The 25,720-nt window shown below is 66.8% G+C and carries 12 protein-coding genes and 1 pseudogene; 5 read left to right on the forward strand and 8 right to left on the reverse strand.

Features of this window, described 5'->3' with window-relative positions; genetic code table 11:
• On the forward strand, positions 1-1,078 hold a 1,078-nt coding region (locus tag A5712_RS02365; protein ID WP_068100781.1), incomplete at its 5' end, for an MFS transporter.
• A gap of 648 nt (positions 1,079-1,726) precedes the next feature.
• On the opposite strand, the pseudogene A5712_RS31690 reads toward A5712_RS02365, so the two are convergent.
• Positions 1,727-2,101 (reverse strand): annotated as a pseudogene (locus A5712_RS31690) (PE family protein); the annotation flags it as partial.
• A gap of 133 nt (positions 2,102-2,234) precedes the next feature.
• Between A5712_RS31690 and A5712_RS02375 the strand changes: the two are divergent.
• Both A5712_RS02375 and A5712_RS02380 read left to right on the forward strand, forming a co-directional pair.
• A complete protein-coding gene (locus tag A5712_RS02375; RefSeq protein WP_068100785.1) occupies positions 2,235-2,864 on the forward strand; it encodes a MerR family transcriptional regulator in 630 nt (209 codons plus the stop codon).
• Positions 2,861-5,803 carry a DUF4349 domain-containing protein gene (locus tag A5712_RS02380; protein WP_068100787.1) on the forward strand — a complete coding sequence of 981 codons (2,943 nt, stop codon included), beginning with the start codon at positions 2,861-2,863 and terminating at the stop codon, positions 5,801-5,803. Before A5712_RS02375 ends, A5712_RS02380 begins: the two co-directional genes overlap by 4 nt.
• Here A5712_RS02380 and A5712_RS02385 read toward each other — a convergent pair.
• The 7 genes from A5712_RS02385 to A5712_RS02415 form a co-directional block, all read right to left on the reverse strand.
• Positions 5,787-17,012: a BTAD domain-containing putative transcriptional regulator gene (locus tag A5712_RS02385; protein WP_068100789.1), complete on the reverse strand. Its 11,226-nt coding sequence runs from the start codon at positions 17,010-17,012 to the stop codon at positions 5,787-5,789. The genes A5712_RS02380 and A5712_RS02385 overlap by 17 nt on opposite strands.
• Before the next feature lie 146 nt (positions 17,013-17,158).
• Positions 17,159-17,902: a sensor domain-containing protein gene (locus A5712_RS02390; RefSeq protein ID WP_156766375.1), complete on the reverse strand. Its 744-nt coding sequence runs from the start codon at positions 17,900-17,902 to the stop codon at positions 17,159-17,161.
• 182 nt (positions 17,903-18,084) lie between these two features.
• Positions 18,085-19,344, reverse strand: a complete 1,260-nt coding sequence (locus A5712_RS02395) for a hypothetical protein (RefSeq protein WP_068100793.1) — start codon at positions 19,342-19,344, stop codon at positions 18,085-18,087.
• 17 nt (positions 19,345-19,361) lie between these two features.
• Positions 19,362-20,099: an esterase gene (locus A5712_RS02400; protein WP_082973236.1), complete on the reverse strand. Its 738-nt coding sequence runs from the start codon at positions 20,097-20,099 to the stop codon at positions 19,362-19,364.
• A 51-nt stretch (positions 20,100-20,150) separates the two neighbouring features.
• A complete protein-coding gene (locus A5712_RS02405; RefSeq protein ID WP_068100795.1) occupies positions 20,151-20,813 on the reverse strand; it encodes a hypothetical protein in 663 nt (220 codons plus the stop codon).
• Positions 20,810-21,775: a hypothetical protein gene (locus A5712_RS02410; RefSeq protein ID WP_156766376.1), complete on the reverse strand. Its 966-nt coding sequence runs from the start codon at positions 21,773-21,775 to the stop codon at positions 20,810-20,812. Before A5712_RS02410 ends, A5712_RS02405 begins: the two co-directional genes overlap by 4 nt.
• Before the next feature lie 14 nt (positions 21,776-21,789).
• Complete coding sequence (locus A5712_RS02415) at positions 21,790-22,977, reverse strand: hypothetical protein (protein WP_068100798.1); 1,188 nt, start codon at positions 22,975-22,977, stop codon at positions 21,790-21,792.
• 195 nt (positions 22,978-23,172) lie between these two features.
• Here A5712_RS02415 and A5712_RS02420 point away from each other — a divergent pair, with 195 nt between their 5' ends.
• Both A5712_RS02420 and A5712_RS02425 read left to right on the forward strand, forming a co-directional pair.
• On the forward strand, positions 23,173-24,579 hold the full coding sequence (locus A5712_RS02420) for a serine/threonine-protein kinase (RefSeq protein WP_068100851.1): 1,407 nt from the start codon (positions 23,173-23,175) through the stop codon (positions 24,577-24,579).
• Positions 24,580-24,596: 17 nt separating this feature from the next.
• Complete coding sequence (locus A5712_RS02425) at positions 24,597-25,715, forward strand: BTAD domain-containing putative transcriptional regulator (RefSeq protein ID WP_068100853.1); 1,119 nt, start codon at positions 24,597-24,599, stop codon at positions 25,713-25,715.
• Positions 25,716-25,720 lie beyond the last annotated feature (5 nt).

A 25,720-nucleotide genomic window follows, 5' to 3' on the forward strand; every position in this document is an offset into this window, starting at 1 on the left:
GTCCTACACCACGTTCATGGTCGTGGCGGCGGTCGCCGGGCTGGGCGGGGGCAACTTCGCGTCGTCGATGACCAACATCAACGCCTTCTATCCCCAGCGGCTCAAGGGGTGGGCGCTGGGTCTGAACGCCGGTGGCGGAAACATCGGTGTCGCGATGATCCAAGTCGTCGGACTGTTGGTAATCGCGACCGCGGGCAACCGTTCCCCGCACTGGGTGTGCGCGGTGTATTTGGTGCTCCTGTCCGTCGCGGCGGTTGGCGCCGCGCTGTTCATGGACAACCTGACCAACCAGCGCACCAACGGCTGCTCGATGATCGACGTGATGGCATACCGCGATTCCTGGCTGATCGCAGTGCTCTACATCGGCACGTTCGGATCGTTCATCGGCTTTTCGTTCGCGTTCGGTCAGGTGCTGCAAATCAGCTTTTTGGCCAACCTCAGTCACGGCGCCAAAGTGACTCCGGCCATGACGGCGCAAGCGGCGTTGCATGCGGCGCAGATCGCGTTCATCGGGCCGCTGCTGGGTTCGATCGTGCGGCCGGTCGGCGGCTGGCTGTCCGATCGCATCGGCGGCAGCAAGGTCACGCTGTACACCTTCGCCACGATGATCGCTGCGGCCGGCTGGCTGGTGGCGTTCGGCGCGATGGGCGACGCCAAACATCGCGCCCCGTCCGGCGGCGTGCTGCTCGCCTACGTTGCGGGGTTCGTCGCGCTGTTCATCCTGTCCGGAATCGGAAATGGGTCGGTATACAAGATGATTCCGTCGATCTTCGACGCCAAGGCGCAGAGCCTCGACGGTCTCAGCCCGGGGGAGAAGGCCGACTGGTCGCGCCGGATGTCGGGCGCGCTGATCGGAATCGCCGGGGCCATCGGCGCGCTCGGCGGCGTCGGCATCAACGTCGTGCTGCGCGCGTCGTACCTCTCGCCGGCGAAATCAGCGACGACGGCGTTCTGGGTATTCCTGGGCTTCTACGTGCTGTGCGCGGTGATCACGTGGTTCGCCTATGTGCGCACGCCCGCCACGCGGCGCGCGGCTAAGACCGCTGTTGGCGCGGAAGCGCTTGCGCAGGCGGCGTGAACTGATTGGTGTCCAACGGGATTGAGCGACCGGCTACAGGAACGGCTTGATCGGCGCCATCCAGATCGGCGAGAGCAGGACCGGGTCGGTCCAGGCCGGCCAGAGCAGCGCCGGGTTCGCGCCCGGCGGCGGCCAGTTGTTGTCGTTGGCGTAGGCCCATACCTCCCACGGGTTGTCGTAGTACGACGCTGTCTCGACCAGGCTGAACCAGTCCAGGTTCGGGTGCATCAACCAGTAGCCCGTCCCGACGAAGTAGCCGCCGACCGCCCAAGCGGCGTAGCTGGTTTGGAACAGCGGGCCGAAGATCCTGTTCTGCCAGACGTGGACCTCTTCGTGGTTGACCATGACGTCGTCGGCGCCCGGTCCGGTTCCGAGATGGGTGGTGACGTTGCCCATCGTGGTGGCAAAGCCCGTCAGTCCGATGCCGCCGCGGTAGACGTGGGAACCCACGAGCGCGCTGAAAGCGGAGTCGTAGCTCCCGCCGTTCGGCGTGAATGAATTGAGGGCTTGCACGCCGTAGCCCAACGCCGTGCCCTCGAAGCCCCAGGTGTAATCCAACAAAAACGCGGCCCATCCGCGCCAGTCGCGAAAGTTGTAGATGCCGAACTCGCGCTGGGCGAGCAGGTTCAGGTCGTTGATCGCCGCGTCGGCCACGCCCGTCCCGGCCGCACTTCCGACGCCGATCAGCGGGCGCCCCAACAACGCCTCGGCGGACGCGTTGACCGCATTAAGCAGTGACGCGCCCGCTTCGTCCACGGCGACATACGCGCCGGCCGCCGAGTTGAGAGCCTGCACAAAGTGCTGTTGAAACACGCAGGCCCGCGCGCTGAGCGCCTGATACTGCTGCCCGTAGGCGGCGAATAGCGCCGCCACCGCCTGCGAGACCTCATCCGCGGCGGCCGCCGCCATCCCCGTCGTCGGAACGGCGGCCGCCAGATGCGCCAAGGTCACCGACGAGCCGATGCTCTCCAAATCCGCAGCGGCCGACGTCAACAACTCGGGGGCCACCACCAGAAGCGACACGCCGTTCCTCCTCATCCCTGTGCGGATGAAGCGTATTCACGTCTCGATTCTCCAGACGCGTTTTCGCCGCATCGGTAATCGAGCTATTGCCAAAACCTTGACAGTGTCATCGTGACAGTGTCAGTATCGACATATGGCCGACGTGGCGTCCTGGACGCTGGACGAGCTGGTTCGGCGGGTGGCCGCCGGGCTGGCCGATCCCGCGTACCCGGGCGCGCCCAACGGGCGGGTCCGGGACCTGCCCGATCGGCGGGTTGTGCGCTGGTACACGACGACGGGACTCGTCGACCGGCCGACCATGCAGGGACGCACGGCGCTGTACAGCCCGCGGCACCTGCTGCAGATTGTTGCGGTGAAGCGGCGCCAGGCCGAGGGCCGCTCGCTCGCCGACATCCAGGCCGAGCTCGCCGGCGCGACGGACGAGACGTTGCGCAAAGTCGCCGCCGTGCCCGACGAACTCATCGCGGCGGAGCCGACGGAGTCGGCTGAGCCGGTGTCGACTCCCGTTCGCCGACAACGCTTCTGGGCCGAGCCACCCGCCGCCGCCGAACCGGTGGCCAACGGCGACGGCGCTGACAGTGTCACGAAGCTGGCGGCCGTGAGCCTGCCCGGCGGAGCACTGTTGCTGCTGCCTCCCGGATCAGGCAGTGGCGGCCGACCCGACGACGACGACATCGACGCGATCCGTGCGGCCGCCCGGCCGCTGCTTGAACTGCTGGCCGAGCGTGGCCTGCTGACCCCTGATGAACGGAGCCCCTCATGACCGTCCGCATCACGTCGATGAGCGACGCCGAAACCGATCGGGTGGCCGCCCCGGACGACGAGGCCGGGTTTGGCGCTCTGAGCACCGAGCGCGGCAACCTACCGCTGGAGCGCATCGACGTACGCGCCGAGATCACCGGGCTCACCAGCCGGGTCGAGCTGACGCAGGACTTCGTCAATGCCTTTGACGTACCCCTGGAGGCCAGCTACGTGTTCCCGCTGCCGGATCGAGGGGCGCTCACGCGGATGCAGATGACGGCCGAAGGGCGGGTCGTCGAGGCCGAGCTGCGCGAGCGGGAGGCCGCCCGCCAGGCCTACGACGACGCCATCGCGTCGGGCCGGCGCGCGTCCATCGCCGAGGAGGAGCGACCGGACGTCTTCACGATGCGGGTCGGCAACATCCTGCCCGGTGAACGGGTCAGCGTCGCTCTGACGCTCGTCATCCCCCTGGCCTATGCGGACGGCGAGGCGATGTTCCGCTTCCCGCTTGTGGTTGCGCCGCGGTACATTCCGGGCCGCGCGCTCGCCGACATCGCGGTCGGCGACGGACACGCCGACGACACCGACGCGGTGCCCGACGCATCGCGCATCACGCCGCCCGTGCTGCTGCCCGGTTTCCCGCACCCGGTTCCGTTGTCCATCGAGGTCGGCATCGACCCCGCTGGTCTCACGCTGTCGGAGGTGCGATCGAGCCTGCACGCCGTTTCCGGCGACGACGGCCGGATACAGGTACACCCCGGCGAGCGGGCCAACCGGGATTTTGTGCTGCGGCTGCGGTACGGGGCCGACGACCTCACCGATTCGCTTGTGCTGGTGCCTGATTCGGAGGGCGACGAGGGAACGTATCAGCTGACCGTGTTGCCCCCGGCGTCCAGCGCGCCGCCGCGCCCGCGCGACCTGGTGTTGGTGCTCGACCGCTCCGGCAGCATGGCCGGCTGGAAGATGGTGGCGGCCCGCCGTGCCGCGGCGCGCATCGTCGACACGCTCACCATGGGAGATCGGTTCGCCGTAGTGACATTTGACGATCGGATTGACCGGCCCGCGGGGCTGTCCGGCGGGCTGGTCGAGGCGAGCGACAGGCACCGGTACCGCGCCGTGGAGCACCTCGCCCGCGTCGACGCGCGCGGCGGCACCGAGATGGTCGCGCCGTTGCGAGAGGCGTTTGCGCTTTTGGGCGCGTCGCGCAACGGCGAAGCGCGAGACGCCGTCGTCGTCCTTGTCACCGACGGTCAGGTCGGCAACGAGGACCAACTCCTGCACGAGTTGTCCGGAGATCTGCATCGGGTGCGAGTGCACGCGGTCGGCGTCGACCAGGCCGTCAACGCCGGATTCCTTCGGCGGCTGGCCAGTGTCGGGGGCGGGCGCTGTGAGCTGGTGGAAAGCGAGGACCGCCTCGACGAGGCGATGGACGCCATCCACCGCCGCATCGGCGCGCCGCTTGCGCACTCGTTGTCGCTGCGCGCGGGCGGACTGGCAGTCATTGAGGACACGGTGAGTCCGGCTCGATTGCCCGACTTGTTCCCGGGGGTGCCGCTTGTGGTGAGCGGACGGTATCGGAGCAGCGCGTCCGGTTCCCTGACCCTCCGCGGCACGACGGGGGAGGGCGGGGACTGGTCGGTGACCGTCGCCGGGGAGCGCCTTGAAGCCCCGGCGGTGACCACGCAGTGGGCCCGCGCGCATCTACGTGACCTCGAGGACCGCTATGCTTCGGCCCCCACGGAGGACTTGGAGAAGCGGATTGTCGCGACGTCGTTGCGGTTTGGTGTGCTGTGCAGGTTCACGGCGTTCGTTGCGGTGGATAGCCGCGTCGTTACCGACGGTGAATTGCCGCACCGCGTGATGCAACCCGTCGAGGCGCCGGCTGGCTGGGAGCCGGTCCGGGCGCCAGACCATGCCGTGTTTGCAGCGGCCCTGCCCCCGCCGCCGTTGGCCGGGGCCGCCGTGATGCCGGGCCAACCCGTTCAGTCCACCACGGCGCCGTCATCGGGAAGATCAGAGGCACGAACAGTCAAGCTGCGCAACGCGATTGCCGCGGCGGTCGTCGGCGCGCTGCTCATCGGCGGCGGCTGGACGTGGTCGGCGAGTCGGGACGGTCACCCCGCCTCGACGGCCGACGGCATTGTGAGCGGCAAGATTCCAGCATCAGAGGATAGGGGCGCCGCGGGCCAGGTGTCCGGGACGAGGGCAGGCGTTCCCGAGAACACCGTCTCGCTACCGGAAGCACCGCCACCGCCGCAGGCCCCCGCAGACGCCACCTACAAACGCGACATCATTACGACGGGATCGATGCAGATGATCGTCGCCGAGCCCGCCCAAGTGGCCGACCGGCTCGTCACCGCGGTCACCGATGCTGGCGGGCGAGTGGACTCTCGATCGGAGCGATCAGGATCATCCACGCCAACAGTGGATCTTGTTCTGCGCATCCCCTCCGACAAACTTGACGCGGTGCTAGCCGACGCCAAGAAACTGGGGACTGTCGACTCCATGTCGATCGGGCACAACGACGTGACGTCGCAGCGCGTCGACCTCGATGCCCGCATCGAGGCGTTGCAGACCTCGGTCAATCGACTGCTGCAACTGATGGGGCGCGCTGGCAACGTCGCCGACCTGCTGGCGGCGGAGTCGTCGCTGACCCAGCGACAGGCCGAGCTGGACTCGTTGCGGGCGCAGCGCGCCACGCTAGGCGACCAGATTTCCTACGCGACGATCAACGTCAGCCTCTCGACCAAACCGGCGGCGGTTCCTCAGCCTGGTTTCTTGAATGCACTTCGACACGGCTGGCAGTCGCTGCTCTCCGCTATCCACGGCGTGGTGATGGTGGCCGGATTCCTCATCCCGTGGATACCGGTGCTGGCCGTGGGGGCGCTGGTTCTCTTCTTAGTGTTGCGCCGCACGCGTTTTCGGGGCAATCCGTCCGGCGAGGCTAGCCAGGCCGGTTGAGTTCCTCGAACCTCGCGAGTGCGGCGTTGAGGTCGGCCTGGTCGTAGACCTCGACGCGGTTTAACAAATCACCTTCGACTGTGAGGACGTTAAGTGTTCGCCACTCGGCGTCAAAGCCCTCATGCGAGGTTCCACGCGCAGCATGGGTGATGACGCATCCGAATTCGCTCAGCCTATGCACCGCCTCGATGTAGGCGCTGATGTCCGGAATGAGGTCCCACACGGCAGGAAGATATGCGGCGAGATCCTCCGCCTCCGTCGTTACGCCCGGCCGGTGGTCGACGAAAGCCGAATTCGGTGTCATCCCAGGAAGTTCGTGCCTGTTAGCTGCGGCGTACGCTTGCATCGCGACCGACCACGTTTGTGCGTGGGCGGCGGCTTCGCCGGCGAGGTATCGGGCGTCGAGTTCCTCGAACGCCGCGTTGGTGTCGTCGGGATCGAAGCTGACGCAGTCGAGCATTAGGCCGCGATCGTCAACTTCCGCGACTTGCAAGAATTCGACGGTGATCGGCCGATCGGCGAAATCGGTGTCGCGGTAACAGATATGGATCAGCGTAAGGCGAGAGCCCCTGATCGCGATAGGGTCCGCCGTCACCCGCACGTTGATTGGCAGGGACTCGAACATCGTTTGAGCGGCCTTATGCCGTTCTGGACCCTCGAATTCACCGCGCAGGCCTTGTCGTCGGTCTTCATATCGCAGGTCCGCAGCGGTCAGGGCTAGGAAACCCTCCATGTCGCGACGGTTCGTCGCATCGGCCATGTGAGACCACGTACGTGTGGCGTTGTTCTCAAGTGGTCGTGGCCGATTGAGCTCGTCGAATCTCGCCAGGGCTGCGTCGAGGTCATCCTCGTCGAACAGCTCCGTCCGTTTGATTTTTTCGCCGTCGTAGGTCGAAAGGTCAATGGTGCGCCACTCGGCCTGGAAACCTTGGTGTGAGGTCCCTTTCACAACCTGGGTGACGACAGCTCCTACCTTGCTCAACCGATGCACAGCCTCAATCCGGATGCCGGATTGCGGCGAGAGATCCCATGTCGCGAGAAGGTATGCGCTCAGACCGCCGGCCGGGATTGGTGCGAGTCGGCGGTGATCGATATTCACCCAGTCGGCGGCCACCTCGGGGAGTTGGCGTCTGTTGAGCGCTGCGTACGCGCGTGCGACGAGTGACCACGTGTGCGCGTGGGCGGCCGCCTCTCCCGTAAGGTATCGCGCGTCGAACTCGGCGTAGGCGGCGTCGATGTCGTCGGGGTCGAATACGACCATTGCGACGATCCGCTCGTCGGCGCCGATCTCGACGATGCAAAGCCACTCGGCGCCGACCTCGTCGGGCGAAAAGCCGCGGTTGACGGCGCGAACATGGGTGAGGACAAGGCGCTCGCCGCGTGTCGCAATGACGCGTGTAGTGATGGTCTCTGCGCCGACGTCGACGGCGGCTCGCACGTCCGCGACGTACAGATCTCGGCCATGTCGAAGCCCTGCGTTCACGACACGACGGCGATCGTCGGCGACCATGTCGTCGGCCAGTAACTCCGCGATGGCGACCCAGTCCTGGATCGAGAAGCACGCCTGGAATCGCTCGACTATTCGGCCTGCCGCGTTTTCCAGCCGTTGCGCCCGCGGTTGCAATTCGTCAAAACGGGCTAGCGCGGCACCGATTTCGGCCTCGTCGAAGACCTCCAACCGGGCGATCTGGTCAACTTCGAATTGCAAAACGGCAATCAACCGCCACTCGGCGCTGAAGCCCGCCTGCGAGGTGCCGCGCGCTGCGTGGGTGAGGACCGCTCCGCAGTTGCTGAGCCGATGCACATTCTCGACGTAGTTGCTGAGGTCCGGAGTGAGGTCCCACACCTCGCGGATCCATGTCGCCAGATCGGCCGTCTCGACCGGTACGAGCGGTCGATGATCGATGCATACCGAGTCCCGTGTCAGGGCTGGATGCTCGTGTCGATTGAGCGCGGAGTAAACCGCCTTGACCGCCGACCATGTGGGCGCTTGGTCGGCCGCTTCGCCGGCGAGGTAACGGTTTTCGAGTTCCTCGAAGGCAGCATCGAAGTCGTCGGGGTCGAAGAAGACACCCGCCGCGAGCCGGTGGTTGGTGCCAATCTGGATGAGGTAGAGAAGCTCACTGCCCCATTGTCCGGGCCGCAGCTGACGGTTCAAGTGGGTAAGGGCGAGGTGTGCTCCACGGATCGCGACGATTTCAGACGTCACCTTCGCTCCCAGCTTGGCGAGGGTTTGCATGCTTTCGATGTGCATATTTCGACCATGTAGGGCTCCCGCGTTCACGACCCGACGGCGATCGTCCGTGGAGACGTCGGCGGCAAGCAACTCGGCCATGGCATCCCATTCGCGGGACGCAAAGAGTGCCCAGAAGCGCTGGTCCACGTGACTTGCCACGTTTGCCAGTCGACGCGCCTGCTGATGCAGCTCGTCAAAGCGGGCGAGCGCGGCGTCGAAGTCGGCCTCGTCGAAGACCTCGACGCCACTGATTAGGTCGCCTTCGACTGTGAACAGCATGATCATCCGCACTTCTGCGTCGAAGCCCTCTCGCGAGGTCATGTTCAGGACCTCGGTAAAGACGGCTCCGCGTTCGCTCAGCTGATGCACGGCCTCGATGTAGACGCTGGCCTTCGAAGTGAGGTCCCACACGGCCCGGATGGATGCGGGTAGATCAGCCCCCTCGATCGATACGAGCGGTCGATGATCGATGTAAATCGGGTCTGGAGTGATCGCGAACAGTTCTTTCCGGTTGAAAGCGGGGCAGATCCGTGCGATCACCGACCATGTGTGTAGATGGGCGGCCGCTTCGCCCGCGAGGTATCGGGCGTCGAGTTCTTCGAAGGCGGCCTCGAGGTCATCGAGGTCGAACAAGACGCCCGCCGCGATCCGGTTGTCGTTGTCAATCTCGATGACGCTCAGCAGCTCCGAACCGAATGCCTCCGGCCGCTCGTCGCCCGATACGCGAGCACGGGTCAGCACGAGGCGCTCGCCCCGGGTCGCGATGACCGAGGACTCGAAGTTCTTGACCCCGACATCGACAATGGCTCGCAGATTCGCAGTTTGGGCATCCCGCCCGCGTTGGATGCCGGCGCTTACCACCCGCCGTCGATCGTCACTGCAAATGTCGTCGGTGATCATCTCCACCATGGCGTCCCAGTCGCGCGCCGCCAGGTACGTGTTGAAGCGGTCGTACATTCGGCTTGCCGCGTTTTCCAGCCGTGGTAGCGGCCGGCTCAGCTGTTCGAACCTCGTGATCGCGGCATCGACGTCGGCATCGTCGTAAATTTCGTAGCGGTTGATCGCGTCGCCGTCGACGATGAAGAAGCTAGTTATCCGCCACTCGGCCTCGAACCCTTCTCGTGACGTCGACTTCGCGACATGGGTAGTGACCGCGCCGAGGTCGGTCAGCTGATGAACGGCCTCAATGTAAATGCGGTTTCGAGGCGTGTCTTCCGTATCTTCCAACGAGGTACGAAGGTATGCCATCAGGTCACCAGACCCGATTGCTGAAAGCGCACGATGGTCAATGTCTACCAAGTCGGGTGTGGCCGCGGGCATTTCATTTCGATTGAGCGCGGCGTACACCTCGGAGATCACCGACCATGTGTGCGCGTGGGCGGCGGCTTCGCCGGCGAGGTAGCGCGCGTCGAGTTCCGCGACGGCGGCGTCAAGGTCCTCGAAGTCGAACGTGACGTGGGCTACCACGCGGGCGTCGGCGTCGATCTCGATGACGCCGAGCGCCTCGCTGTAGAACGCTTCGGGGCTTTGATCCCGACCTGAGTAACGGAGGCGGCACAACGCGAGGCGATCCCCGCGGATGGCAACGGTGGTCAACGCTGTGCGGTATGCGCCTAGGGCGGCGGCTGTCTGCGCACCTGCGATCACGGCGTCGCGACCGCATCGGACGCCCGCGTTCGCCATGCGACGGCGATCATCGTCGATTACGTTATCGGCCATCGTCGCGGCCAGTGCGGCCCAGTCGCGGTTCGCCAAGTACATGTTCCCGCGGTCGTACACCTGCGTCGCAACGTTCTCCAGCCGTGGCGCCTGTTGGGTGAGTTCGTCGAACCTCGCGATCGCGGCCTCAAGGTCGGCCTCGTCGAATACCTCTGTGCGGCTGAGCATGTCGCCTTCCACCGTCCCAATGGTGATCACCCTCCACTCGGCGTCGAAGCCATCGTGCGAGGTCTCATGCGATGTGTTGGTGACGACGGCTCCGAGATCGTTCAGGCGATGCACAGCCTCGATGTAATGCCTGAGGTCAGTCGTGAGGTTCCACGCGGCGTCAAGTAACGCAGGCATTTCACCGGACGCAAACGATGCTCCTCGGCGGTGGTCAACATTCACCCAATCTGGCGTCGTCGAAGGCATTTCATGCCTATTGAGTGCGGCGTAGGCCTGCATGAGGACAGACCACGTGCGTGCGTGCGCCGCCGCCTCTCCGGTGAGATACCGGGCATCGAGTTCCTGGATGGCAGCATCGAAATCACCAGAGTCGAATGCGATCAGCGCCGAAATCTGCGAGTCGGAGTTGGTCTCGACTACATATAGGAGATCGACGCGGAACGCGTCGGGTTCCTCGTCGATGCGTGCGAACCGGATACAGGTGAGGATGAGGCGATCCCCCCGGGTGGCGACGGGGTCTGACGCCGCCTGCGTGATCTCCAGGTCGGCGGCGGTCTGAAACTGCCTGATCATGGCATCCCGACCGCGCTGGGTCCCGGCGCTAAGCACGGGGCGGCGGTCGTCGCCGTAAAAGTCGTCGGAAACTAGCTCGGCCAACGCGTCCCAGTCGCGTGTTGAGAAGTGCGCCAACAAGCGCCCGACCGCTTGGCTTGCCTCGTTTTCCAGCCGAGGCACGGGCCGGCTCAGCTGTTCGAACCTCACGATCGCGGAGTCGAGGTCAGACTCATCGAAGAGCTCGCAACGGCTGAGTAAGTCACCATCGACCGTGAGGAGGAAGACTTCCCGCCACTCGGCATCAAAGCCCGCTACCGAGCTTCCACGCGTGACATGAGTGACGACTGCTCCCAGGAAAGTCAGCCGGTGCACAGCCTCGATATAGGTGCTGCCGTTTTGTGCGAGATCCCAAGTGGCGCGGACATTTGCGATCAGGTCACCGGGCGCGAACTTTGCCCCGCGGCGGTAGTCGGTACTCGCGAAGTCTGGCGTCGTTGCGGCGATTTCATGTTGGTTCAGCGCGGTGTACGCTCCTGCGATGACCGACCATGTCTGGCCGTTGGCGGCCGCATCGCCGGCGAGGTACCGGGTATCGAGCTCCTCGACGGCGGCATCAATGTCGTCGGCGTCGAACATAACGTGGGCAGAAATTTGGGTATCGGTGATCTCGACGACGCTGATCACGTCGTAAGGCTCGGCCCAGTCGCGGAAAGACACATCGTGACGACAGAGGACGAGGCGCTCTCCACGGGTCGCGATCGTGGTCGGGGCGATGTTTATTATCCCAATCCCGGCAAATGACTGCATGTTCGCGATTTCGGCATCCCGCCCTCGCCGAACCCCCGCGTTAACCACTCGTCGACGGTCGTCGGTCAGAAAGTCGTCGGTCAGCGTTTCGGCCATAACGCCCCAGTCGCGGGCCGCAAAGCGGGCGAAGTAGCGCTCGAGCACTCGGCTTGCCGCGTTCTCCAGCCGCCGGGTCTGTGGCTGCAGCTCCTCAAACCTCGCAAGGGCGGCATCAAGATCTGCCTCGTCGAACAGCTCGACGCGACTGAGCAGATCACCGTCGAAAGTCAGAAGGTTGACGTTCTGCCACTCGGCGTAGAGGCCGTCGTGGGATATCGCGTGCGACGCGTGGGTGACGACCGCTCCGAGCGCGGTCAACCGATGCACAGCGGTGATGTGCACGCTGACGTAATCGGTGACGTCCCAGATGGCACGGAGGTATGCCTCGAATCCGCCGGTGTCGACCGCGAGCCGTCGCCGGTCGACGTCCACGAAATCCGGTGTTGTTGGCGACATCTCGTGCTGCCTTAACGCGGCAAATACTGCTGCGACGCCAGACCAGACGTGTGCGTGCGGGGCCGCTTCGCCGGCAAGGTAACGCGCATCGAGTTCGGCGATGGCGGCATCGAAATCCTCGAGGTCGAATGTGACGGTCGTCGCGATCCGCTCGGCCGCATCGATCTCGACGACATTCAGTGCGTCGTTTTGAATCGCCTCTGGGTCGCGGCCCGAGGCACGAACCCGTGCTAGGACGAGGCGCTCGCCGCGAACCGCGATTGCGCTCACCATCGATATCGTGAAGCCGACCTCGGCAGCTGCCTGGAGATCGTTGATCACGGAATCTCGCCCATACTGGGTCCCGGCGTTCACGACCCGTCGACGATCTATCCCGGAATAGTTGTCGGCGACGGTCGCTGCCACGGCGGCCCAGTCGCCGGCCGCGAAGTGCGACCAAACGTGCTGGAATACTTGCGCGGCCGCGTTTTCCAGCCGGCGTGGCCGGTGCGCGTCTTCCTCGAATCGCGCAGCCAGGGCGTCGAGTTCGGCGATCGCGGCGTCGATGTCTTCGACGTCGAAGAATATCTGCAGCGCGACTCGACCGTCATCGTCGATGGCATACAGGTGAAGCAGTTCGTCGTAGGGCGCCCCTGGGTCCACGTCTTCGGTGCCGGCCCACATTCGGGCGAGCGCCAGGCGGTCGCCTCGCGCCGCGACCATGACGTGCTCGACCCGCATGCCGCTCGTCTCGACTTCGCGCCTCCACCCACGTCTCCACAGCTCGGATGGCAGCGTAAGGCCGACGACCTTCCGGCGATTCTCGATCGAGATATCGGGTGCGAAAAACTGCTCGAACTCTTCCCAGGCCCCGCAGTGAACCGCGGCCATCACGCGTTCGCCCACTCGTACGGCCGCGTTGTCTGGTTCGATGCTCGGAGCTTCGGGTGGAGCCTCAGTCACCGACTGGACGCGCTCGTGAACTCTGGTCACCGCATTTTCCAACCGCAGCGCCCTCGGCTGCTCCTCCCCAAACCGTGCGTGCGCGGCGTCGAGTTCGGCGCGCGCGGCGTCGATGTCTTCGACATCGAAAAACATCTCGAGGGAGATTCGACCATCATGGTTGATGCCCGCTAGCCCGAGCATTTCGTCGCGTGGTGCTCCAGGGCTCACGTCGGCCGTGCCAATTTCTAGTCGGACTAGGGCCAAGCGCTCGCCTCGTACATCGATAACCGAGATTCGAATTCGCATAGCGCCGTTCTCGGCTACGAGCCTGGCTTCGCTGGGCGAAAAGTCCCGGGTAAAGCCGCCGGTGATCTTCCGACGACTCTCGACGACGATCTCGGATGCAAACAACCGTTCGAATTCGTCCCACGCCGCGCGATCGATAGCAGCGGCCCCGCGCCGGATTACCCGCGCGCATTCATTGTCCGGCTCGAGCCGCGTCGGCGGTTCGGATTGTGTCGGGGCAGCTCCGGGGCGGTGTTCGCCGAGAATTCGCCGCGCCTTCTCGGCAAGCGCCGCAGCGCCTTTCCGCTCGTACAGACCGACGGCGCGCTCGGCGGCGGCCCGCGCACCCGCAGCATCACCGCCGGCGGCCAATACCGTTGCCAGGGAAAGGCACGCGTCGCCGTGATCAACTAACGCGTCGGTGCGCTCCGCGAGGCTGACCGCCTCTTCGGCCACCCGCCGCGCAGCGCCGTGATCGCCGCTGCGCGACAGGAGACGCGCCCGCAGCGTGCGCCACGCGATCGATGCTTTCAGCGCGTGCCCGGCGAGACGCTCGCTTTCCGAACACAATTCGTCGGCTTCGGCTTCTCGATCGAGCAAGAGGCACGTGCGACCCAGCAGCGCGGCGGTTTCGGCGGTATCGGCATCCAAACCCATACGCCGAAAGCCGTTGTAGGCCTTGCGCAGATGCGGCTCGGCGGCCTCAGGATTATCGACGACCAGCTCGACGATGCCGGCGAATTGTTCGACCTCAACTAACACATGACGCAGGCCGAGCTCGGTAACCGTGCGCCGGGCCGAGTCGATCATCCGCCGCGCCGCCGCGGCCCGGCCGCGGAAGGCTTCTAACACCGCCTGGCACCGCGTTGACGTCGCCTCGACCGCGGGCGAGTCGGTCGTGATTCGCAGCAGTCGTACCACGTCAAGGCACCGGCCGCCGGCGCGCGGCACCGGATTGGGTCCCCACAGCGCCGCGAGTGGCGCATTCGCCAAAACCGCGTTCACCCTGCGGTGTTCGCGTGCGCGCCGCGCCGCGGTCAGGGCGTCGTCCAGGGCGACTTCGCAGTCGCCGATTCTCCCGAGCCGTGCCAGGCAGCCGGCACGAACGGTGTGTGCCTTGGCTTCGCCTGCGGCATCGTCTATTTCGGCCAGCTTGGCGGCGGCCGCGCCCACGGCGGCCTCGACCTCGTCCAATCGCTCGGGATCGGTCAGCATCGACAGCTGGCCGTCAAAACAAGTCGCCCAGGCCGCTAGCCGGGCGGAATTGACTGTGGTTCCTTGCAGTTGAGAGACAGCACCGGCCGCGGAAGTCACGTCACCCGCGGCCAGCAGCGCCTCGCAGCGTGCGATCAGCAGCTCGGCGATCTGATCGTCGCGGTCGGGCAGCTCGTCGTCGATTTCCTCCAATGCGTGCAGCGCCCGATCGTAAAGGTCGGCCGCACCCTCGTAGGCGAGGCGCGCCATCGCCTGGTCCGCCGCGCGCCGGCAGTACTCGACGGCCTTGACCGCGTTTCCGGCCCAAGCACATTCGAAGTAATGGTGGGCCAGCTCGGCGAGCAGCTCGTCGTCGGCGCCGGGCTCGTTCTCCAGCGTCGTCGCGATGCGCTGGTGCAGGCGCATCCGTCGCACCGAGGGCAGCTCGGCGAGCAGCGACTGTCGGACGAGGGCGTGGTTGAACCGGTAACGGCCGCCGGGCTCTTCGATCACAATGCCGGCCTTGCAGGCCTCGTCCAACGGGTCGACCAGGTCGTCCCCGACCACGCGTTCGACCAGCTCCAAGGCGAAGCGACTGCCGACCACTGCGGCCGCGGCAAGGGCCTTGTTCGTCTCCGGGGACAGGCGAGAAAGGCGTCGGCTCACCGCCTCCCGGACCCCCTGCGGCAGCGTGCTCGGATCCCACCGGCCGCCGCTTTCCTCGACGTGGCGCAGGGCCTCGATGAGGAAGAACGGGTTGCCACCCGTGACGGACGCCAACGCCCGGGCCAGCTCCTCGTCGTTGTAGCCGACCTCGGCAACGTAGGCGCTCACGTCGTCCTCGTCGAGCCCGCTGAGCTGAAGGCGGTTCGCGGTGCCGTCACGGTGAAGGTCCGCGAGCATGGCCGAAAGGGGGTGCGAACGGTCGAGGTCGGTGCTGCGATAGGTGCCAATGATCTGTACTCGCGCCCGCTCGCCGAAACGCAGCAGATGCCGCAACAGGAGCAGCGTCGGTTTTGCCGCCCAGTGCAGATCGTCGAGTATCAGGACGACGGGCGCGCTCGCTGACGCGACACCCAGCAGCGCGACGACGGCGTCGAAGAGTGCGTAGCGTTCGGTGTCGGGGTCGGCGCGGGTCGGCGCGGCCAGGTCGGGTAGGACATCGGTCAGCCCGGGAACCAGGGGGAGGAGCGCTTCCACGCCCCGCAGCTCACGAAGCCGACTGCTACCAAGGCACGGCACCAGCGAACGCAGGGCTTCCGCGAACGGTTGGTACGGCGCACCGAGGTCCTCGTCGCAGCGGCCGTAAATGACAAGGGCGCCTTGGTCGTAGGCCTGTCGCGACCATTCGCCGGCCAGTCGCGTCTTGCCGACACCCGGTTCGCCGGCGATCAATACGGCGTTCGTGCCGCCCACGAGCGCCGTCTGCCATGCGGAAAAAAGCCGCTCGAGCTCGCGCCCGCGACCGACGAAGGGCCCTGGGCCGGCCAGCACGGCGGGCAGGTCCGGCCGCTCCAGCGGCGCCTCGCCCGGGACTTCCTCACTTCGTTCTTCCGCGGTTTCCGGCCGGAGCTCGAAGACGTGCTCCGGGCGCGCAAGGTTGCGCAGCTGGCGCGTGCCGAGGTCGGCGAGCACGACGTCGTCGGGCAGGGAGTCGATGACGAGCTCGGCGGTCGCACCCGAGCACAGGATCTGGCCGCCCGCAGCCAACGACCGCAGCCGCGCGGCGCGGTTGACCGCGCGACCGAAGTAGTCGCCGTCGCGGAACTCGGCCTCCCCGGTGTGCAATGCCACCCGGACGCGCATGGGCTCCCGCAGTGCCCACGGCTCGTGCATGATCGCGTCCTGCAGCTCCAGAGCGGCGGCGGCGGCCGCGGACGGCCGCTCGAAGACCGAGAAGGTGGCATCGCCCTCGCCGCGGGTCTTGATCAGCCGTCCGCCGCGGGACGTGACGACCTGTTCGACGAGCTCGTCGTGGCGTGCGAGCGCGACCCCCATTGCGCCGGCGTCCGCCTCCCATGCGGCGGTCGACCCCTCGATGTCTGTCAGCAGGAAGGTCACGGCGCGGGTCACCGACGGAACATTTTGCGCGCCAGGTGTTTCCAGCGCCGCGTCCTGCGCCACGATCGCGGCCTCCAGCCGGCGCAGCTCCGGCCCGGGATCGACGCCCAGTTCTTCGGCCAGCAGGGTCCGCGCCCGTTGGTAGGCGCCCAGGGCCTCACCTTGCCTGCCGGCGCGGTAGAGGGCGAGCATCAGCTGGGCCCAGCGCCTTTCGCGCAGCGGTGCGTCGGCCACCGCGGCCTCGAGCTCGCCGATGATTTCGGCGGCGCGGCCCGTCGCGAGCAGCGCATCGGCCCGGTCCTCCACCAGCGCGGCGTGGCCCTCGATCCACCGCGTCTTCTCGGACGTTCCCCTACGGCCGTCGGGCAGCTCAGGGATACCGCGCCAGAGCTCGAGCGCCTCCTCGAAGCGGGCCACCGCCTGGCCGGTGTCGCCGGCCGCCGCGGCATCGCGCCCCCGTCGCGCGGCCGACTTGTACCGCGAGGCGTCAACCTCGCTGTCGGCCAGGGTCCAACCGGCCCCTTCCGTCAACACGAACCCATCGCCCAAGGTCCGGCGCAGCGAGGAGATATGGGTCTGCAGGGCCTTGGCTGCCGTTCGCGGGGGATCCTCGCCCCACAGCAGCTCGACGAGCGCGTCGGCCGACACGACCGAACCGACGTGCAGCCCGAGCATGGTGAGGATCGCGCGCGGCTTGGCGCCCGGAATCGTGACCGGCGCGCCAGCTCGCCGGACCTGGAGAGGTCCCAAAACCCCCAGTTCCACCTCTAGAAGACTAGTCACGTCCGCAATCGTCGGTAAGACGATTCAACAAGCGGTCAAGATCGAGTAAAGGCTGGCTCACCTGGGTCTTCGGAGGGCGCGGATCCGCCGGCGCCCGCCGATTAGGGTCGAACAGCAATCACCGGCCGTCAGACCTCGACGGCGGCAGCGATCTTGTTGACGACCTCGCCCGCCTGGTCGGTGGTGTCGAATCCACACCACAGCGTGTCGATGACGACGTTGTTCCGCACTCCCAACGCGCGCTGGCAGGAGAAGCCGCGGCCGGTGTCGAGGGTCTGCACGAGGCTCAATGTGCTGTCGGTGGCCACCAGCCCGCCGAACTTCCAGGCGACGGGGTTGTCGCCGGGTTGGGTGATGGTCAACGGCCGGTTGGCGCAGGCGGCCCACCGCGGTTTGGCCTGGCTGAAGAACTGCTGGGCCACCTCGGCGTCGCGGAACCTGACCACGGCCTGCAGCAGCGCATGCTTGTTCCGGTCGGCTTTCGCGCGAGCGTTGTCGAGGAACTGTCCTTCCAGCGCGACCCAGCTGCTGTCCCGGTAGACACTGGCCTCGACCGGCGAGTAGGCATCGAGGCAATTCCGGTCGGAAACCACGTCGTCGCTGTGCGACATCTCGGAGATCGGCCTGCGCAGCGCCATGGCGGTGGTCTGCCCGACGGCGTTGACGTCCCTGGCACTCAGCAGCAGCTTCGCCAAGCGCGCGTTGAGGATTGGCGCCGGTTGCCAATGGCCCATGTTCGGCGCCGCCACGGGACGCCCGGTGGCGGACACCGTGCAGCCGCTCAGCATCAGGCACAGGCCCACCACGGCGAGGACGACGCGGCGGGTGCGCGCGGCACCGACGGCCGACCCTTTCGCTGATGTTGCAGTCATCTGCTGTTCTCCTGCCCGGTCCACTCCCCGCACAACACCGCAACTGCGATTTAAATTCACAGTCTGGTCTCGTGTGGCACCGTTTGCGCTCAACTATGAAGTTATGAACAGCAAAAGCGGGTGTGAAATGCCGGTTATGAGCTATCTATGCGTTTTCGCATGAACTCAGACTGTCGCAAAGCCTATTTCCGGCCGGGATAGACGATCGCCTGCGTCACGCTGCCGCCATTGACGGTCGGCCCGAGCAACGCGGTGAACGTGTTTGCCGCGGGGTCGTAGGCCAGCAACGAAGTGCCGGGACCGCAGCCGGCCTTGGCCACCAGGACCAACTTGTCGCCGCTCACGCCGTCGACCACCACACTGTCGGACAGGCTCGGCACCTTCACCCGGGTAGCGTGCCCGTCGGGAGTCAGCCGGGACAGGAACATGGTGCCGCACGCCCCGATCGAGTGCAGGAACGTGCCGCTCGGCAACTCCCATGCATCCGTGTCGCCGAGGTCGCCGTCGAATCCCGGATCGTTTCCGCCTCCCGAGTTCACCGCTGTCAGCGCGGTCGGTGTTGTGCCGTCGACGGGCACTCGCCAGAGCTGACCGACGTGGGAGAACCGGCCGGTGTCGGTGCAGTGGGCGAGCACCACGGTTGGTGAGGTCCACCATCGGACCGGTGTGCACGCGGTGAGGTTCCCGGGTACCGGCAGCTCCTTTCCGGGCGCCCCCTCTATGCCCGTCAGGGCAAGGCCTTTGGTTGTACCGAGGACCAGCTGTGCGCCGTCGGGCGTCGGCAGCGCTCCACCCTGATAGTCCGGCCCCAGCGGATAGGCAAGCTGCTGCTTGCCGGCGAGGTCGACGCGTTCGAGCGAGGGTCGATCCGGGTAGTGCCCCTTGCTGATCAACACGGACGTGCCGTCGGGGCGCGCGTAGCGGACGGGGCCGCCATCGACGACGGCGAACGTCGCCTGGTTGCCACTGCGAAGGTCGACCGCAATGACCGATTCGTCGTACAAGGACCCCGGTTTGGTCGCGTACATGAGGGCGTGGGTTCGATCCCCGGACCAGTCGATGAGACGGGCGGTGGATCCGGGCGGGAACGCGGTGATCGGGTAGCGCCCACCGGCCGGGTCGACCAGGTACAGCGTCGTGGTGACCTTGTTCGCGTCGGGCTCGTTGGGGTCTCGTTTCGCGCCCGGCTGATGGCTGATGGCCGGGCTCCATAGGGCGAGCATCCAACCCGGGCCGACCTGCGACCACGGGATAGTGTCGATCGCGGCCTCGACGCCGTGGGCCGCCGGCTGTGCCGACGTTGCCGGGGCGCTGGATGGGCTCTGCGCCATGGGAGTTCCGGTCGACGGCGCGCATCCGGCGGCCAGCACCGCGGCCACCGCGATCACGCCTACCCGGCCGCGCCATGCGGCGGCGGCCCCTCGAATGCCTTTATGCTCCATGTTGATTCGTTCCTTTCCTAGGTCAGGATTGATGCGAGTTCGGTGCGGGGCACCGCGACCTTGTGTGGTCCGGCGTTGTCATGGATCACCTGGTCTTGGCCGAAGAAGAAGATCACCGCGTCGTCGGTTATCCCGAAGTTTTGGTACGTCGTCTCGTCGAGATCGGCGGCCGGCGCGTCCAATTCGGCCCGCACGATCGGGTTGAGCAACTCCAGTGGTTTTGCGCCGGGCTTGAACAACGTGTCGAACGTGATCGGGACATGCTTGGCGAGGTCGAAGTTGAACGCCCGAAACGTGGTGTTCGGGTGGCCTTCGTGGGCGAAGCCGGTGTCGTTGTCGATCTTGAGCACCAGGCTTTGGGTGCCGGCGTCCGGCTTTCCCGAGCGGTAGGTCTTGGCGGTGACGGCGTACAGATACTGCCGATCGCGCCCACCGTGCGGCCCGAACTTGGCGACCCAGTCGACGAAGTCGTCGCGATTCCGTTTCAGGAACGCGGCCACCGCCGGCATCTCCGGATAGTCAACGGGGAAGCTCATCTGGATCTGGTAGCTGGGGGTGGCGCTCCGCACCTGGCACATCCCGTTGGGGCCAACCTTTCCGCCCAGATCGGTGCATCCCATTTGTCCCTGCGCCGCAGCCGATGTGGCCGCGACGGACGGCACCGGCGCGCCGGCCGTGGTCGTGGAACATCCCGTCAATGACAGTGCCGCCGCGGCGAGCCCGACCGTCAGGGCTCGGGTGACCAATCTCTTCATGTGTATAAGGCTGCGGGGGAGGCCTTGCGCGATTCTTGCGTGAGCCTTGCGTCAGTCGACGGCCTGAACTCCGTCGCGCGTCATCGTGAGGTCGCCGCAGCTGACGTTCGCCGCCGAAGTCCATGCCGGGTCTTGAGCCGACGTTGCGGTGACGGTATCCGAGCGACCGATCGTCGCGGTCGCGCCATAGAGGTCAATCTCGCTGCGGCGCACGGTCAACGGGGGCGTGCCGTGTTCGTCGCGAAGCTGTAGCAATCCGACTAGGCGGCGGCCGTCGCCGAGGTCGCTGCAGCCGATGCCGTCGCCATTGCCCCTGCGGTGGCCGCGGTCGAATCGGAATTCCGCGCCCTGCGGGTCAACAACGGGGGTGATGGTGCAGCCCGACACCGCATAGAGGATCGCTTCCCGGCCGGCGTCGACGATGATCTGGTGGTTGCCGTCCTGTTGGGCGTCGATCAGCAGCGCGGAGCGCCGAAGGGGGCTGGGGCTCTGTATCTTTGCCTCGCCGTAGCCCTGGGCGGTCGTGATGCCGACGACCATGTCGGTGATCCACAGCGTGGCCGGCTGGCCGTAGGCGTCGCTGACGTCCCTGCTCGCCGCGCCGGGCGGCGGCCCGCCCGGTCCGCACCCGGCGTCGGCGATTGCGGGTGGCGCGATGACGAAACCGACCGACGCCATCGCGCCGGCGAGGAAAAGCGGCAGCTTCGAAGTCATTCCTGGCCTCCTGGTTCAAGTTTGACCACGTTGTGGTTGCCGATGTCGGTGACGTAGACGCCGCCCGCGGCGTCCACCGCGACCGTTACGGGCTGATTGAGGCCACTGAACGGCAGCACGATCGGCTTGTCCGCCCCGGCCGGCAACTTCAGCACCTGCTTGCGTTCGGCGTCGACCACATACACGCCTCCGGCGGAGTCCACCGCCATGCCTCCGACACCGCCAAGGTCGAGCGGCAGCACCGTTTGGGTGTCCGTGCCGGCCGCCAGCTTCAGCACCTGTCTGAACTCGCCCGCGTACACATTTCCGGCGGCGTCCACCGCCATTCCGCCGAGGCCCAGAATGTGTGTGAACGGCAACACTTTCGGGGTGTGCGACCCCGCCTCGGCCTTCACCACGTTGACACGCCTGCAGCACCCGCCGTCGGGGTACACCCCGCCTCCGTCGGTGCCGTAGGTGCCGCCGGCAGAATCCACCGCGAGAACTTCGCTGCGCAAGCCGAGATCGGGCAGTGGCAGCGCGGTCTGGGGGCTCGACCCGGCCGCAAGCTTCACCAACTGCTCGTGTCCCGCGTCGATGACCCACACGCCGCCCGCGGAGTCCGCCATCAGGTCGGCATTAACGAACTGCGGCAACACCGTTTGGGTGGTCGACCCTGCCGGCAGCTCGATCACGCGGGTGGTCACGGAGGGCAGTCCCGTTTCGCCCTTGGAGTGATGAAGGTTGGCGACGTACACGTTGCCCGCGCTGTCCACCGCCAGACTGTGCGGACTTTCGAGGCCGGTGAACGGCAGCACGGTCTGTCGGGGCGCGGGCGCCGGCGTCCGTCCACTGGGCGAGCTGGTCGACGCCGCGTCGGGGGTGCTCGTTGAGCATGCGGCGCCAAACGTCGCAGTCGCGATGGTCAGCGCCGCTATCAGCACACGCTTTCTAAGCCGTTGGGAGCGTGCGGTTTTGGTCACGTCGGTCGCCCTCTCTACCGCTGGCCCGGATAGGGCACCGCGGTGATGACCCCACCGCCGTTGACCGGCGGCCCGAGCAACACAGTAGAGGTGCCTGCGGCGGGGTTGAAGTCGATCAGTGCCTGACCGCCCCCGCAGCCGGCCCTGGCCCTGAGCTCGAGGTGGCCGTCGTTGACGCCGAGCACGGTGACGCTGTCACTTTTCGCCTCGGGCACCGAGACCTTCGATGTCGTGCCGTCGTCGTTGACCTTGGCGAGGAAGATGACGCCGCACGCGCCCGCGGCCTGCACGTACCTGCCGGCGGGGACCTGCCACGCGTTCAAGTCGCCGTAGTCAGGCCCCTTCTGGCCGTTGTTCGGCGCGGTGAGCGCGGTTGGGGTGCCACCGTCGATGGGCACCAGCCACAGCTGCGATCCGGCGGAGCCACTGCAGCGCGCGACGGCGATCGTCGAGTCGGCGTCCCAGAACCGGGTCGGTGTGCAGTCCCGTTCCCCGGCGATCGGCAGCGTTTTGCCGACCGCACCGTCGTTGCCCATGAGAGCCAGGCCGGAGGCGGTGCCCAGCACCAGCTGCGTGCCGTCCGGTGTGGACAGATACCCGTCGAAATCCTGCCCGACCGGATAGGTCAGCTGATGGTTGCCGGCAAGATCGACTCGTTCGAGCGACCCGGGCTTCGAACCCTTCCATTTGTACAGCAGCACCGCCTTGCCGTCGGGGCGCGTGTAGCGCGGGTTGGCTCCGGTGCGGTCGACCGCGAAGGTCGTCTTCGCCCCGCTGCGCAGGTCGACCTCGGTGAGGACCGTGCGGTCCTTCTCGTCCGTGGAGAACAGGGCGCGCGTCCCGTCACCCGCCCAGTCGACCAGCTCCGGGCTTTGACCCTTGCCCGGCGGTGGGAAGGTGGTGATCGGGTAGCGGCCACCGGCGGGGTCGACCAGGTACAGCGTCGTCGTTGCCGTCTCCCAGGTCGGTGTGCCGGGCGGAGGCGTCTCGCCGGTATGCAAGCCGGGAACCGGGCTCCACACGGCGAGCATCCAGCCGGGACCGACCTGCGACCAGGGGACGGCCCCGAGCGGGGCTTCGACGCCGTGGGCCGCCATCGGCTGTGAGTTTTCGGGTTCGGCGTGCGCGGCCGGTGCCAGGGTGATCGTCGCGGCCGTGGCCAGTGCCATCAGCGCGAACGTCGCGCGGGACGTGGTGGTCATAGCGGGCTCCTCAAGTACGTGTCCGGGTCTGCTGCCCGGTCACGTAGAGGCTGCGGCGCCGACCTTGCGCGTTTCTTGCGCCAACCTTGTGCCGGGCCGACGACCCGCCGGTGAAGGCTCGCGCAGCAAAGAGCTGCATCGCCCGGCCGCCTCGGGAGATACTGCCTCGGTACCCGAGGAATCGAGGCGGTGGTGGTGGACTCGCGCGTCGGTACGACGTTCGGCAAGTACAACCTCACGCGTCTGCTCGGCAAGGGCGGCGGCGGGGTGGTGTACGAGGCATACGACACCGGCAAAGGCCGGACCGTCGCGCTGAAAATCCTCGCCGACGAGCTCTCGACTAACGACACGTTTCGGGCCCGGTTCCAGCGCGAGTCCCAGGCGGCGGCGATGCTGCAGGAGCCACACGTCATTCCGATCCACGACTGGGGCGAGATCGACGGCAGCCTCTACATCGACATGCGCCTGGTGCAGGGGCAGACGCTGCTCGACCTGATCGCTCAGGGCCCGCTCGCGCCCGCCCGGGCGGTGGCCATCATCGGGCAGGTCGCCGCCGCTCTGGACGCGGCGCACGCCGAGGGATTGATTCATCGCGACGTCAAACCGCAGAACATCATCGTCACCCCGGCCGATTTCGTGTATCTCGTCGACTTCGGCATCGCCCAGACCAAGGGCGACCCCCGGCTGACGACGGTCGGGACCCAGATCGGCACGTTGAATTACATGGCGCCCGAACGGTTTAACGACAGGGCCACGACGCCCGCCGTGGACGTCTACTCCCTCGCGTGCGTGTTGTACGAGGCGCTGACCGGAGACGCGCCGTTCGCCGGCGACAGCCTCGAGCATCTGGTGGCGGGTCACCTCGTCTTGCCGCCCCCGCGCCCGAGCGTGGTGAATCGACGCGTTCCGGCCGCGCTCGACGAAGTTGTCGCCCGCGGCATGGCCAAAGACCCCGACGATCGGTACGCAACGGCGGGTGCCCTCGCTCGCGCGGCGCAGCGCGCGTTGGGCAGCTCGTCGACCGACGGCGACGGCACCCGTCCCTTTACCACCGTCGGCCTGGCGTCAGGCGGTGCGACGGACGAGATCGCCACGGGCGAACTCCCGAAGCGCGGTTCGAGCGAGCGCAAGCGGAAATGGCTGCTGCCGACCGTCATTGGGGTCTCGGCCGCCCTGATTCTCGCGGGCGTCGGTGTGGTCATCGCGCTCGTCGCCCATTGGCCGAGCGGGCAGCCGCCGACCTCGCCACCGCGCGCCGCGGTGCCCCCGCTGATAACGGGACCGGACCTGAGCGTCCTGCATCAATCCTGCGACCAAGGCTTCTCCCTGCCGACGGCCACCGGGTTCGGCACCCACGCCGGACGCGGGACTCCGGAAACGTCATGCCTTTTCGCCAACAGCGTCCTGACGTCTTATTGGGCTGAATACGGCAACGCCAGCCCGTTGCCTCGGGCCGTCTCGGCGCCGGGCGCCGTCGACTGCAAGACCGTTCCCGGCGCGCTGTGCAACGGCTCGAACTTCCTCATGCACTGCCAGCAGCACCCGGGTGACAGCTGGATTACCTGCGTCGGGGGCAGCAGCGCCCGCGTGTACCTCTGGTGACGGCGAAGGGACGCGCGATGGCCGATGACGCTCTCCGGTTCGGGGTGTTGGGACCGTTGCAATTGTGCGCCAACGGCATTGAGATTGCGCTGGGCCCTGCGAAGCAGCGAGCCGTGCTGGCCGCCCTGCTGATCAATCGAAATCGCACCGTTGCCATCGACTCGCTGATCGACGCGGCGTGGCAGCAGGACCCCCCGCCCGAGGCGCGGGCGAGCCTGCACGCGCACGTGTCTCGGCTTCGTCGACTGGTGGGTGGCGCCGGCGTTCTGGTCAGCGCCCAGCCGGGATATCGGCTCAACGTGCCCGACGAGGCATGCGACGTCGGGCGCTTCGCCGTCGAGCAAAAGGCCGGGATCGAGGCGGCCGCGGCGGGCCGGTTCGATCAGGCCAGCCGCCACCTGTCGACCGCGCTGGCCGAGTGGCGCGGCCCGGTGCTGGAGGACTTGCGCGACTTCGAATTCGTGGAGGCCTTCGCCGCCGGGCTGGGGGAGGACAAGCTGGTGGCGCTGACCGCGCGTGCGGAAGCCGAGATCGCTTGCGGGCGAGTCCATTCGGTTATCGGCGAGCTCGAAGCGCTGGTTTCCGAGCACCCTTACCGAGAACCGTTGTGGGCACAGCTGATAACGGCCTACTACCTGAACGAGCGCCAATACGACGCGCTCGACGCGTACGGCCGGCTGAAGACGACGCTCGCCGACGAGTTGGGCATCGACCCCGGTCCCACCTTGCGAACCCTGCACCAGCGGATCCTTCGCCAGGAGCCGCTCGACGTCAAACAGGTGGCCCGCGCAACGGCGAAACGTGTTGTCGCGACTATGCGTAGGCCTACCGAGGACTCACGCGACTTCGTCGTAGCATACCTGCGCGATGCCGCCGGCGGTCGTCATCCGCTGCGCGGGGCGACGACCAGGATCGGCCGCCTCGCCGACAACGACATCGTCATCGACGACGACACCGTCAGCCGCCACCACGCCGTGATCGTCGACACCGGGAACAGTTTTGTGATCACCGACCTGCAGTCGGCCAACGGCGTCGACGTCGCGGGCCGACGGATCCGCACCAGCGCGACCCTGGCTGACGGCGACCGCATCTCCATCTGCGGCCACGAATTCACCTTCGAAATCTGTTCAGGCTGAACAGG

Source organism: Mycobacterium sp. E2327, from assembly GCF_001672675.1.
GTDB lineage: Bacteria > Actinomycetota > Actinomycetes > Mycobacteriales > Mycobacteriaceae > Mycobacterium.

Excerpts from the sequence above, each read along its gene's own strand:
- A5712_RS02375 (WP_068100785.1), top strand. The coding sequence starts at position 2,235 with ATGGCCGACGTGGCGTCCTGGACGCTGGACGAGCTGGTTCGGCGGGTG.
- A5712_RS02380 (WP_068100787.1), top strand. The coding sequence starts at position 2,861 with ATGACCGTCCGCATCACGTCGATGAGCGACGCCGAAACCGATCGGGTG.
- A5712_RS02390 (WP_156766375.1), bottom strand. The coding sequence starts at position 17,902 with ATGACTGCAACATCAGCGAAAGGGTCGGCCGTCGGTGCCGCGCGCACC.
- A5712_RS02395 (WP_068100793.1), bottom strand. The coding sequence starts at position 19,344 with ATGGAGCATAAAGGCATTCGAGGGGCCGCCGCCGCATGGCGCGGCCGG.
- A5712_RS02400 (WP_082973236.1), bottom strand. The coding sequence starts at position 20,099 with ATGAAGAGATTGGTCACCCGAGCCCTGACGGTCGGGCTCGCCGCGGCG.
- A5712_RS02405 (WP_068100795.1), bottom strand. The coding sequence starts at position 20,813 with ATGACTTCGAAGCTGCCGCTTTTCCTCGCCGGCGCGATGGCGTCGGTC.
- A5712_RS02415 (WP_068100798.1), bottom strand. The coding sequence starts at position 22,977 with ATGACCACCACGTCCCGCGCGACGTTCGCGCTGATGGCACTGGCCACG.
- A5712_RS02425 (WP_068100853.1), top strand. The coding sequence starts at position 24,597 with ATGGCCGATGACGCTCTCCGGTTCGGGGTGTTGGGACCGTTGCAATTG.